This is a genomic window from Paenibacillus sp. NPDC093718, from assembly GCF_050279985.1.
In the GTDB taxonomy this organism is placed as follows: domain Bacteria; phylum Bacillota; class Bacilli; order Paenibacillales; family Paenibacillaceae; genus Paenibacillus_AQ.
The window spans coordinates 223,896-236,027 of record NZ_JBNNUS010000004.1 but is presented as its reverse complement, the minus strand read 5'-3'; the positions used below and the strand labels follow the sequence as shown (position 1 = coordinate 236,027).

At 52.1% G+C, this 12,132-nt stretch carries 12 protein-coding genes; 9 read left to right on the top strand and 3 right to left on the bottom strand.

Translation table 11 applies throughout. The annotated features are described in order from the left end of the window. Positions 1–39: 39 nt before the first annotated feature. The 3 genes from ACQKPA_RS13970 to ACQKPA_RS13960 form a co-directional block, all read right to left on the bottom strand. On the bottom strand, positions 40–1,146 hold the full coding sequence (locus tag ACQKPA_RS13970) for a sensor histidine kinase (RefSeq protein WP_427493103.1): 1,107 nt from the start codon (positions 1,144–1,146) through the stop codon (positions 40–42). Then, positions 1,139–1,834: a response regulator transcription factor gene (locus ACQKPA_RS13965; protein WP_427493102.1), complete on the bottom strand. Its 696-nt coding sequence runs from the start codon at positions 1,832–1,834 to the stop codon at positions 1,139–1,141. The genes ACQKPA_RS13970 and ACQKPA_RS13965 overlap by 8 nt, the downstream gene beginning before the upstream one ends. 120 nt (positions 1,835–1,954) lie before the next feature. After that, positions 1,955–2,965 (bottom strand): D-alanyl-D-alanine carboxypeptidase family protein, encoded by a 1,011-nt coding sequence (locus ACQKPA_RS13960; RefSeq protein WP_427493100.1) that lies wholly within the window; start codon positions 2,963–2,965, stop codon positions 1,955–1,957. A 201-nt stretch (positions 2,966–3,166) separates the two neighbouring features. On the opposite strand from ACQKPA_RS13960, the gene ACQKPA_RS13955 reads away from it, so the two are divergent. From ACQKPA_RS13955 to ACQKPA_RS13915, 9 genes are all read left to right on the top strand, one after another. After that, positions 3,167–3,562, top strand: coding sequence for a Fur family transcriptional regulator (locus tag ACQKPA_RS13955; RefSeq protein ID WP_427493098.1), 396 nt, complete (start codon positions 3,167–3,169; stop codon positions 3,560–3,562). Next, complete coding sequence (locus ACQKPA_RS13950) at positions 3,538–4,356, top strand: winged helix-turn-helix domain-containing protein (RefSeq protein ID WP_427493096.1); 819 nt, start codon at positions 3,538–3,540, stop codon at positions 4,354–4,356. The genes ACQKPA_RS13955 and ACQKPA_RS13950 overlap by 25 nt, the downstream gene beginning before the upstream one ends. Positions 4,357–4,546: 190 nt before the next feature. Next, positions 4,547–6,007 carry a catalase gene (locus ACQKPA_RS13945; RefSeq protein ID WP_427493094.1) on the top strand — a complete coding sequence of 487 codons (1,461 nt, stop codon included), beginning with the start codon at positions 4,547–4,549 and terminating at the stop codon, positions 6,005–6,007. A 250-nt stretch (positions 6,008–6,257) separates the two neighbouring features. Then, the gene (locus tag ACQKPA_RS13940) at positions 6,258–7,262 is read left to right on the top strand and encodes a cache domain-containing protein (protein ID WP_427493092.1); all 1,005 of its coding nucleotides are present in this window, start codon (positions 6,258–6,260) and stop codon (positions 7,260–7,262) included. After that, positions 7,240–8,241: a methyl-accepting chemotaxis protein gene (locus ACQKPA_RS13935; protein ID WP_427493090.1), complete on the top strand. Its 1,002-nt coding sequence runs from the start codon at positions 7,240–7,242 to the stop codon at positions 8,239–8,241. Before ACQKPA_RS13940 ends, ACQKPA_RS13935 begins: the two co-directional genes overlap by 23 nt. A 227-nt stretch (positions 8,242–8,468) precedes the next feature. Next, the gene (locus ACQKPA_RS13930) at positions 8,469–9,284 is read left to right on the top strand and encodes a uroporphyrinogen-III synthase (RefSeq protein ID WP_427493088.1); all 816 of its coding nucleotides are present in this window, start codon (positions 8,469–8,471) and stop codon (positions 9,282–9,284) included. 110 nt (positions 9,285–9,394) lie between these two features. After that, positions 9,395–10,033: a ThuA domain-containing protein gene (locus ACQKPA_RS13925; RefSeq protein ID WP_427493086.1), complete on the top strand. Its 639-nt coding sequence runs from the start codon at positions 9,395–9,397 to the stop codon at positions 10,031–10,033. A 36-nt stretch (positions 10,034–10,069) separates the two neighbouring features. Then, a complete protein-coding gene (locus ACQKPA_RS13920) occupies positions 10,070–10,768 on the top strand; it encodes a response regulator transcription factor (protein ID WP_194539985.1) in 699 nt (232 codons plus the stop codon). Continuing rightward, complete coding sequence (locus ACQKPA_RS13915; RefSeq protein ID WP_427493083.1) at positions 10,765–12,117, top strand: sensor histidine kinase; 1,353 nt, start codon at positions 10,765–10,767, stop codon at positions 12,115–12,117. The genes ACQKPA_RS13920 and ACQKPA_RS13915 overlap by 4 nt, the downstream gene beginning before the upstream one ends. The last annotated feature ends 15 nt before the right edge of the window (positions 12,118–12,132 follow it).

The following is a 12,132-nucleotide window of genomic DNA, read 5'->3' as shown; positions in this document are numbered from 1 at the left end:
TTATCGGAAAATGGAATTGTATGTCGAATATTAAATGTTTTATTTTGTTAATTTTGGAGGAGCCTCTAAAGGCAGCAGAACTTCAAACATCGTCCGTTCCGTATTACTGGTTACCTGAATCGTGCCGTTATGGGCATCCACGATGGTTTTTACGATGGCCAGGCCAAGCCCGGAGCCGCCGGTTTGATCAGTGCGCGATTCGTCCGCTCGGTAAAACCGCTCGAACAGATGGGGGATTGCATATGGAGGGATCGGGGGACCGTAATTGATTACCTGTACAATGGCAAACTTCGCATCACTTGATACCTTCAAGTCCACCACCCCGGCCTCTCGCCCGTGCCGTACCGCATTGGACAGCAGATTCTCGAAGGTACGCATCAGCTTATCCCCGTCCGAGGAGATTATGATTTTCTCCGTTTCAGGCGTGAAGATGACTTGTACTCCTTCCTGCTGCCCGGTTAGCGAAAAGTCCACGGCCAATTGTGCGAGCAGCTCCACCAAATTAATGTCAACCCGGTTTATCGGGGAGTACCCCATCCGGGTGTATTCAAACAAATCGTTCACGAGTCCGCCCAGGCGCAGCGACTTATCGTACGCGATATCGGTATAATACCGGAGTTCGACCTCATCCTTGTAATGGTCTTCATTGACCAGCCGCAAGTACCCGATGATGGAGGTGAGAGGGGTACGCAGATCATGCGATACGTTGCTGATCAGCTCATTCTTGGACTGGACCGCCATGCGCTCCTCTGCCAGTGATAGCTTCAGCTGCTTGGCCATTTGATTGATTTGCGTTGCCATCTGGCCCAGTTCGTCATTCGAGCTAACGATAATCTCTTGATCCAATTCGCCCTTTGCCAAACGCTTGGTTCCCTCCATTAAGTGATTGATTTGACGAATGGTGCCCTGGCTCAGGAGCAATACCATGAAGATAAACAGCACGATGCCGATGATCGTCGGGATGATGGGAAAACCGAAGAAATCCTCCAGAATACGATCAACACTGAATAGGGTGTTTACCCAGGGCTCCTTCCAGTATTCCCGGCCGATCAATCGGATGATCTGCTGCGCGAAGAACAATATGGACAGGGTCAGGGCACCAGCGACAAAAAACAGCGTGATGATCTTCCATTGCAGCTTACGCATGGATTTTGTACCCGACGCCCCATACCGTTTGAATGAGCTTATAACCCAGCTCCTTCTCGAGCTTGTCCCGCAGGTTGCTGATGTGCACCATAACCGTATTATTGGAGACGTAATATTTCTCCTTCCAGACCTGCTGGAAGATATCCTCGGCGCTAAAGATTCTCCCCGGTTGGCGGGCAAGCAAATACAGAATCTCGAATTCTCTAGCCGTCAGAGAGATCGCTTTGCCATTGGCCGTTACTTCATGCGTTGTCCGGTTAATGTCGAGCCCGTCGATCTGGATCCGGTCGCTGTCCTCCCGAAGCAGTTCGGCATTGTACAGAGTGGAGCGCCGCAGCAGTGTTTTGACGCGAGTCGTCAGCTCCAGCGGATTGAACGGTTTGATCATATAGTCATCCGCGCCGGTCATCAGCCCCAGTATTTTATCCATGTCTTCACTCTTGGCGCTCAGCATCAGGATGGGTATGGACGAGGTTTCCCGGATTTTGCGGCAGGTGTCAATCCCGTTCAGCTTTGGCATCATGACATCGAGAATCACGAGATCCACCGTACCACCGTGCGTGGCCATCGCCAGCAGTGCTTCCTCCCCGTCATGGGCTTGGATTACGCGGTAACCCTCATTCTCCAGATAAATGGAGATTAGCCCGGATATTTCTTTATCGTCATCTACGATTAATACGCTTCTCATTGTGATATCCTCCAGTAAATCATCCATTGGAAACGATGATTCCATACGAACAGTGTACCCTAAATCAACCGCATAAAGTGCAGCTTTGTCTTCAAAAATAGCGAGTTTTTCGTACAATAATCATTTAAAAAGGCCGGCGACGAGATTCGATAAAATGCCTTGACGATCGAATCCGTAATCCATCAGCTTCCGGGTTTCCTTAAACCGCTGATCGGCATCCCCGGTTCCCATCACGACGGATATCAGTCGGTTCCCACCACGCGACGCCGTTCCAGTAAAGCAATACCCGGCAGAGCGGGTATACCCGGTCTTAAATCCGTCATTACCCTCGTAAGAATGTGGCTCGCCAGGGAGCATGAGATTGGTGGTATGCAGGGAAAGCTTCTTCTGCGGTACAGGCAAATCGCGCTGACTCGTTACCTCGAGCAGATCGGGATGTTTGTTCACCAGCCATCTGGCCAGCATGGCCGAATCCCTGGCCGTCATGACGGTATCCCCTTCGGAGGCGGCTTCGGTAAAAGGAGCCAGGTCGGCGGCAGGCAAACCAGATGCATTGGCGAATACGGTCCGGTCAGAAAGGCCGATTTCCTTCGCCCGGGCATTCATGGTATCCACGAACCGGGCTTCCGACCCGCTGAGATGCTCTGCAATAGCTACAGCCGCATCATTGGCCGAATGAATAATGAGCGCTTCGAACAGCTGCCTCAGCGTGTAGTGTTCGCCTTCACGCATGCCGATGGCCGAACCGGGCACCTCTGCGGCATATCGGCTAATCGGCACGTTCTCGTCCCAAGCATGCTGCCCGGAACGAACGGCATCCAGCACCAGCAGCTCCGTCATCATTTTGGACATGCTTGCGGGAGGAAGGGGGAGATCGGCATGCATCGCATAGAGCACGCGGCCGGTATCTGCATGAATCAGGATGGCCGAGCTCGCTTTAATGGGAGGCGGAATAAATATCTTCGCGATGAACACGACCAACAGAATGACGAGAAACAGCAGAAGGAGCAGACCTAAACGTGTTCTTCCCTTGCGGCGCTTTATTCGTTTGTTTCGAATCGTGCCGGTTTGCTGCCGGGATCGTTCAGGGGATGACGGTACTTGACGGGGATGCTGGGATATGGATTCCATGGCGGTCGATCGCCTCCTTTGGCGGGCTATACGTTTCATCGTTTATGTATGTTCTAATTCTAACCATACAAGCTAAAGGAATTTTTAATTGATTCTAAAGAAATCTTAAAGATTACCAGCGGCAATTTCGGCAAGGGATGTTGACCTTGAGGAGAATAGGATTTATACTTGATCTAAAAATAAATTAAAAGGGTGAATACCTTGAAATCTTTAAATCTGACGACACAACGCCAAGCGGTGTACGATGTCCTTCGGGAATCGCATGATCATCCGACTGCTGCGGATATCATGAACCGGCTGGTGGAGAAAGGATATAATTTGGCGTACGGGACGGTTTATAATTCCCTGCGTTATTTGACGGATAAGCAGCTGATTCGAGAATTGAAGCTGGGCGAGAGCGCGAGCCGGTACGACGCCCGTACTGACGAGCATCAACATATTATTTGTGAAGTTTGCGGTAAAGTGGACGAGGTCATGACGGAGGTGCCAGAGGATTGGGCTGCTACGGTAGCCAGTGAAACCAATTACGTCATCCATCATGCTCACGTCGTATTCGGGGGGGTGTGTCCAGAATGTCAAACCAAACGGAAGAAATGACGGAACTGGGAACGGTCTATTCGTTTCCTGATTTCCAGACCGGCAACCTGTATGTACGTCCGACGACGCCGATGGCGATAGGGGATGCTTGTCCCACAACCCTGCGGGCTGCGTTATTAAGCCGTTCTCCCGGACGGGTGAATGAAATGTTCATTACCTTGACCGAGAACTGCTTTGAGGTGATGATGTTCCGCAAATGGGAACCGCGTCTTCAGTCGGCACTCAATACAGGATTGATTATTGCCGATATGACGGGCTGCCGGAATATGGCGGCGTTCAACAAGGAGAAGGAGCTCCTGCTGCCCGAGCATTCCTCTATTCCGATTCTGTACCTTGTAGGGGAAGAATTAATGAGCAATGCGGGCTCAAGCCTGTTGAACGAAGAGCTCATGGTATGGCCTGCCCGCTCCAAAGAGACGATGATGTATCAGGTGCAGCGAACCATCCGATTGTTCTCACCGGCTGCCGGATTGTCAGGTGGAGAAGAGGTCATGCGAGGCCTCGTGTATAAAGACTTATCCATTGATCGGGATAAAATGACGATCCACCGGGGCAGCACTCCGATCCATTTGACCAAGACAGAGTATCATTTGCTGATGCTCCTGCTGGACAGCGAAGGAGCCGTATGCACGCGTGAGGACCTGATGTGCAAAATTTGGGATACGGATTTTATGGGCGGCAGCAATGTGGTCGATGTCCATATCAAAAGCTTGCGTAAAAAGCTGAGCGACAACGCGGGAGCCCCGCGCTATATTGCAACGGTTAGAGGAGTGGGATACCGCCTGGCGGACTAATCCCCCTCTCTTTTTTTTGTTCATTCACCGCACTCTAGAAGGGTTCATCCGAACTTCATATTACGATCATAAAAGGGTCATATAACACTCATCCGACAATCATGATCCAATGGATTCTCCAATGATACAATCAATTCATAAATTTAGATTCAGTCTAAAATCAATTATAGAAATGATGGAGGGTTCATATATGGATAGAATGACAACCAATCAAGGGGCTCCGGTCGGAGATAACCAAAACTCCAAAACGGCGGGACGCCGCGGACCAACGCTGCTTGAGGATTACCATCTGATCGAAAAAATCGCCCACTTCGACCGTGAACGGATTCCGGAGCGCGTCGTTCATGCGCGTGGGGCAGGTGCACACGGCACATTTGTTGTGGAGAATGACATGAAGCCATATACGAAAGCGGCATTCCTGCAGGAAATCGGTCAAGAAACTCCTGTGTTCGTTCGCTTCTCCACGGTTATTCATGGAACGGGGTCACCCGAAACAGCACGCGACCCGCGCGGATTTGCCGTGAAGTTCTATACCGAGGAAGGCAATTATGACATTGTAGGGAACCATATCCCTGTCTTCTTTATTCGGGACGCGATCAAATTCCCCGATATGGTGCACTCCTTGAAACCTTCGCCGGAGACCAACATCCAGGAGCCCGGCCGGTACTGGGACTTCATGACGCTGTCCCCGGAATCCACGCATATGATGACCTGGGTGTTCTCCGATCACGGCACACCGGCGAACTATCGCGAGTTGGATGGCTTCAGCGTTCACGCCTTCAAGTGGGTGAATAGCGAAGGCAAAGTGACCTACATTAAATATAAGTGGGAGTCCGCACAAGGCGTGAATATGCTGAATGCAGATGAAGTGGTCGAAGTCCAGGGCAAGGACTTCAATCACGCCACCCGTGATCTTCATGAGCACATCTCAAACGGGAATTTCCCGAAATGGCGTCTGCAGGTGCAGTTGATGTCCCCGGAAGAAATGGATGAATTGTCCTTTGATCCGCTGGATCCTACAAAGACCTGGCCGGAGGATCGCTTCCCGTTCGTAACGGTCGGCACCATGACCTTGAATCGCAATCCGCAGAACTTCTTTGCCGAAGTGGAGCAGGTCGCTTTCTCCCCAAGTGCGTTGGTGCCTGGCATCGAGCCGTCGGAGGATAAATTGCTGCAAGGCCGGTTATTCTCTTACCCGGATACGCAGCGTCATCGACTGGGTGCGAATTATTTGCAAATTCCGATTAACTGCCCATATGCGCCTGTACGTAATCATCAACGCGATGGCTTGATGAATGTGAAACAAGATCCATCACCGGTCAACTATGAGCCGAACAGCTATACAACAGGACCTGTGGAAGATCCGTCTGTAAGTGAAAGCGAGGCACCGCTCATCGGGCGTGTCGTTCGCCAGCGTATCGAGAAAACGGATGATTTCACACAGGCCGGAGAGTTATACCGTTCGTTTACCGAGCAGGAGAAGGATCATCTGATCCGCAATCTGGTTGATGACCTGAGTCAGGTCAAATCCGATATTCAGCTTCGTGCCGTATGCAATTTCTACCGTGCGGACGCCGAGTATGGCGCAAGACTCGCTGCAGGGCTTGGTGTAGACCTGAGCGCATTCATACCTTCCAATCAGCCGAAGTAACGTAATCAGAACTTATAAGAGCCAGCCATCTTTGTTTTCGCTGTGCAGGATGGATGGCCTTTATATAAACGGTGATCTAGGATTGCCGACAAGAGGGGTACCCGTTTAACAGGGGTATCCCTCTTTTTTATGGAATTAATTACCTATACACACTGCATAATGAATGGTCCAAGAGATGCCGATAAGTTGAAGGGAGTATTTTTATAGAAGACAGGCGAGATTCACTGCAGTTTAGAAAGGAAAGAAACCCATGAAGAAAAAAAGTGCTAATCGTATTCGAAGAAATCTGATCCTCACATTTCTCCTCGTGCTCCTTGTGCCCAGTTGCGCAATCGGTTTTATCACCTACCGTGACGCCAAGGGAACGATCGAGGATGAAATTCTGCGCAGTGCATCGCTGAGCGTCGATATGGCGAATGAGATTATTAACCACACGCTGCAATCCAAGTTTGATGACCTGAATTATTTAAGCACCACGATGAAGTCCACGGAAATCGACAAGGAGCTTAAAGCGCAAGCAGGTTCAACTATTAATGCACTGAAGCAGTACTTGGGACTTCATCCGGAGACGGTGGACGTATTTATCGGTACGGCGCAGGCTGGAATTATCAAGGCATCGAGTGAAAAGCTGCCGCCGGGCTATGACCCTAGACAAACCGGTTGGTACCAGGAGGCAATGAATGCATCGGGCCAACCGATTATTACAGCCCCCTATGCTTCGAATGCAGGCTCACTGATTGTTGTAACGATCGCCCAGATGCTGCCTGACGGCAAAGGCGTCGTGGGCATTGATCTCAACCTCCGCAGCATCCAGAGTCTGGTCGAGGTACAGGTAGGTAAAGAAGGCTACACGATGGTGCTGGATCAAAACTACAAATATTTGTTTCACCCCGATTATGAAGCAGGGACGGACGCGTTGGCCGAGGAAACCTGGATCTCCAAGATGTATGAGCAGCCGACCGGTCATTTTCACTATGTTCATGACGGCATGGAGAAACAATTGAATTACATTACAAATGAACGAACCGGCTGGAAAATTGCCGGGACCATGTATGTTCAGGAAGTCGACGACGCGGTTAATGGCATCCGCCATACGATGATTGTGGTCATGACCGTGTCGCTGCTAACCGCCTTAGTTCTGGTGACTTGGAATGTAAGCTCAGTGATCAAGCCAATCCGGCGTATGCGCCAAGCGACCGAAGTCATAAGCGGGGGGGGATCTGACGCTTCGCATGAAAGGCTTCAAGCGAGATGAGATTGGCGAATTGGCCGATCACTTCCAGCAGATGGTGGACAGTCTCAGAGACATGGTTCACGGGGTCAAGGCTATGACGGAGAATGTTTCCGCATCTTCCGAGGAATTGTCCGCAAGCGCCCTGCAAAATACAAGCGCTGTCGAGCATGTCACCTCTTCCATTCAGGAGGTTGCCGCTGGCAGCGAACGCCAGTTGAACGCCGCGGAGGAGATTCTGAAGCGCATTCTTCAAGTATCCCGGCATGCGGATGAGATTGCGGAAGTGTTGGAGAAGGTTACAGACGCCATGAACCAGACGGAGGAATTGGCCCAGGAAGGGAACAAGACGGTGATTACCGCAGCAGCGACGATGCAGGATATCGATCATGCGATGAACGATCTGAATGGGGTTATTCATCAGCTGTCTGAGCGGACCGAGGAGATCGGCGGAATCGCTTCGGCCATTACCGACATTGCCAAGGAGACGAGCCTACTGTCGCTGAATGCCTCGATCGAAGCTGCGAGAGCCGGGGAGCAGGGCAAAGGATTTGCGGTTGTGGCCGCCGAAATCCGTAAGCTTGCCCAAAGGTCGGAAAGCTCAGCAGATTACATATCAGGGCTGATTGCAGGGATACTTGCGGAAGTGGAACGAACCAAGGGGGTGACGGAAGCCGCCAGGCAGAAGGTGTCGGACGGCGTTGACGCAGCGGATCTGACCGGACGTTCCTTCTCTCGTATCAAAAAGGCCGTGAATACGGTGTCCGGCCAGGTAAGAACCACTTCGAAAGCGGCTAAGGAATTGGCTCAAGATACAGCTTCCACGAAAAAGTCCGTTGAAGATATCCGCGGGGTGTCGGAGCAAACGTCCAGCCAGACTCAGACGATATCGGCTGCCTCTCAGGAACAGCTTGCTTCCATGGAAGAGGTGAGCGCGTCTGCTGTAGATTTAAGCCGGCTAGCGGAAGAACTGCAGGAGATGGTGAAACGCTTTAAGATTTAAGAGTTTCCGGGGCGTGAAGTATGCCTCGAATATTTCATGTTGAAGCAGCAAAGGAACTTATATTCCTTTGCTGCTTTTTGGTTTATGGCAGGAAAGGGGGGCTTTTTGAAGAATAAGACCAAAGTGACTTTATCTATAGGAGCAGGGCCTTTATACTGGAGTCAACTGCTAGAAGCGTAAGATTAACGGATCCACAAGCTAGAAATGATGAGAGTGGGGCATATAACATGGCACAGCATATGAAAGATCGGATCGTCGCTTTGGCTGGTCCGCGCAAGGCGGCAGACATGGCTAAGCTGGTGGAGAAGATGGGAGGAACCGCGCTGCTTCGTCCGGCCCAGGGAACCGTATTTTTGGATGATGAAGTATTGCGCCGTTCGATCGAAGCTTGGCTCAAAGCGCCTGCACCGTGGGCGATATTTACGACGGGAATCGGCCTGGAGGCCATTTATGATACGGCCGAACAGATGGGCCTTTTGGATACATTGAATGAAACGCTGCAGCGCACCTCGATTGCGGCAAGAGGGTACAAAACGGCAAATGCGCTGAAAAAACGCGGGTTGGCGCCGGTCGTCCGAGATGATGATGGCAGTACGTCGGGACTGATCCGGTCACTTGCGCCGCATGACTTGTCGGGCAAGCGGGTCATTCTACAGCTGCACGGCGAATCTGCCCCTAAGCTGGTGGAGTGGCTGGAGAGTCGCGGGTCGGTAGTAGAGCAGATCCTGCCGTATAAGCACATTCCGCCGCTGGAGGAGGATGTTTCGCAGCTCGTGAACGAAATTGTGGGCGGGAAGGTTGATGCGGTTGCTTTTACAAGCGCGCCCCAGTTCCGTTTTCTTGCGGATTATGCACGTGCCCACGGCAAGCTGGAGGCTGTGCTTGAGGCATTCCGCGGACCGGTTCTGGCCGCCGCTGTCGGTAAGGTTACGGCACAGGGGCTTCGCGAGGAAGGCATTGAACGCATGGTGGTTCCCGAGGAAGAGCGAATGGGCAGCATGATGGTGGCGCTTGGCCGCTACTTTGCTCAAAGCCAAGAATAATGTCATGATATAGCGTAATGAAGTTGGGGAGATTTCATTCCATGCCAGCTTCTTCATGCATGTTCATAAGGATCATGTGAAATATTGAGTAGTAAATAGGAGGATGACCGATGGATAAGAGAAAAGCATTGCTGCTTGGCAGCTACACCCACCCGAAGTTTCATCCGCTGCAAGGCATCGATAAACAAGTGACACACCTGCTGAACGACATGTTCACCGTGCAGTGCACGGAAAATCATAAAATGCTGCATGAAAGCAATCTCTACCCTTACGAGCTCTGCATCGCCTACAGCGACCTATGGGATGAGCGCGTCTCGCCCCGCCAGACCGCAGGCCTGTTGTCTTACGTAAGCGGAGGCGGCGGCTTGCTCGTGATTCATAACGGCGTTACGCTGGCCAATCGTTATGAGCTGGCGCAGCTGATCGGCGCCCGTTTTGACGGACACCCGCCCATGGAGAAGCTGTATTTCGTTCCTGGGGAGACCGATCACGATATTACGGAAGGCGTGGAGCCTTTTGTGCTCGATGAGGAGCCTTACCGTTTCATATTCAGTCCGTTTACGGAAAAAACCGTGCTGCTGCATTATGAATATGAAGGCAAGCAGTGGCCTGCCGCCTGGTGCCATACGTATGGCATCGGACGCGTGGTTTTCTTGATGCCGGGCCACCACGAGCCGTCCTTTCTCAAGCCTCAGCTGCGTTTGATGATTACGCAAGCGGCCAAGTGGGCTGCACGCGTTCCAGGTTAAGAAGCCATTTCGATAGGATCGGTAGGAGGGACGCGCTTGAGCGGGAAGATATTAATTGTTGAGGATGAAGCGAAAATATCCCGTTTGCTTGAAATCGAGCTGGAGAGTGAAGGATATCAGGTGACCAAGGCAGACAACGGGCTGGATGCGCTGGAGGCATACCGCAGTCAGGACGTGGATTTAATTCTGCTGGATGTCATGCTCCCCGGGATGAGCGGGATTGAGCTGCTGCGGCGCATCCGTGCCCATGACTCCCACACGGCCGTGCTGCTGCTGACAGCCAAGAGCTCCGTTGAGGATAAAGTATCGGGGCTTGATCTAGGAGCCAATGATTATATAACGAAGCCGTTTCAGATCGAAGAGCTGCTGGCGCGGATTCGTGCTGCGCTGCGGCTTCAGGGTAAGCAGGATCCGGAAGAGCAGGCGGCAGGAGAGTGGCTTACGGCAGCGGATTTGAAATTGAACGAAGGTACGCGGGAAGTCATTCGCGATGGCAGAAGGATCGATCTGACGCCGCGTGAATTTGACTTGCTCGTCTATTTACTGAAGAACAAACGGCAGGTGCTGAACCGCGAGCAGATTCTCGCTGCCGTATGGGGATACGATTATTACGGCGACACCAACGTCGTCGATGTATATATACGATATGTCCGCAAGAAGATCGATCATGACAGCGCATATGAGCTCATTCACACCGTCCGCGGCGTCGGCTACGTGCTCAAAGAGACCCCATGAAGCTGAGCAGTAAAATCCACCTCTATTCGTCGGTGCTGATGGCGGCCATTCTGATAGTCATGAACTTATCCGTGTACTATGTGTTCAGCAAAATGACGGTGGACAGCCAGCTGGAGCAAGCGGAAGCGGAGGACTCCAGAATTTCGCGGGAAATGGCCAAAGCCGCGGATACGATCCCGGCGAGCGATCTTCTACGAAGCTATGTCCCTCTGGACGGGAAGATTCAATTGCTCGGGCCGGATGAAGGCTATCCGTCCACTTCAGTGACTTCCTCCGGGGAGGATATGGATGATCTTAAGCTGCCGTACGATAAGCAGAAGCAGGTGAAGGTCGTCGAGTATGATAATATCCGATATACGATGGTTTCCCTCCCTATCATCTGGAGAGACGGGGTCGTGGTTAATATACAGGTGGCCCGCAGTCTTGCCGCTACGATGGAGACGCTCCAAGTGCTGCGCATCGTACTGGTTGCCGTAACCGCGATTGCCTTGATTCCGGTCATCCTTTCGACGCGGATATTGGGACGTTTGATCGTCCAGCCGATTACGGCTTTGATCCGTACGATGCGAGAGATCCGGCAAAGCGGACGGTTCCGGCGAATCGAGCTGAAGGAGAAATCCAAGGATGAATTGGTGGAGATGGGGGCTGCGTTCAACGACATGATAACGCTGCTGGAGAGCAATCATGCGAGGCAGGAGCAATTTGTGTCCAACGCTTCCCATGAGTTAAAGACCCCTCTTACCATCATCGAGAGCTACGCAAGTTTGTTAAAGCGGCGAGGTCTGGACCGGCCGGAGCTGTTCATGGAATCCGTTGAAGCGATCCATTCGGAAGCGATCCGGATGAAGGAGATGACGGAGCAGCTGCTTCTGCTTGCCCGCAATCAGGATCAATGGCAGGTCGAGATGGAGCAGGTGGATCTCGTGGCATTATCGGAGTCTTCCGCGCGTGCCTTTCGCGATGCCTATAACCGCACGGTGGAGGTTGAAGCCGATGGCGAGGTTCTCGGCTGGACGGACAGCCGCAGGCTCAAGCAGCTCTTGTTCATTCTACTGGATAATGCGCGCAAGTACAGTGACGAACATATTGTCATTCAGGTTGGCAGAAAGCCATCAGAGGTTTATATTCGGGTCATCGACCGCGGAATCGGCATTGCCAAGGAGGAGCTGGAGCACGTGTTCGACCGTTTCTACCGGGTGGACGAGGCTCGTACCCGCCGGGGCGGGGGGGCCGGTCTTGGTTTATCCTTGGCGAAGGATATCGCTGAGGCCATCTCGGCTTCGATTGAGCTGGATAGCCTGCCGGGTGTCGGTACAACCGCCACGATCCGGCTGCAAGAATCGGAATAAAAGGCTAAAACGTTC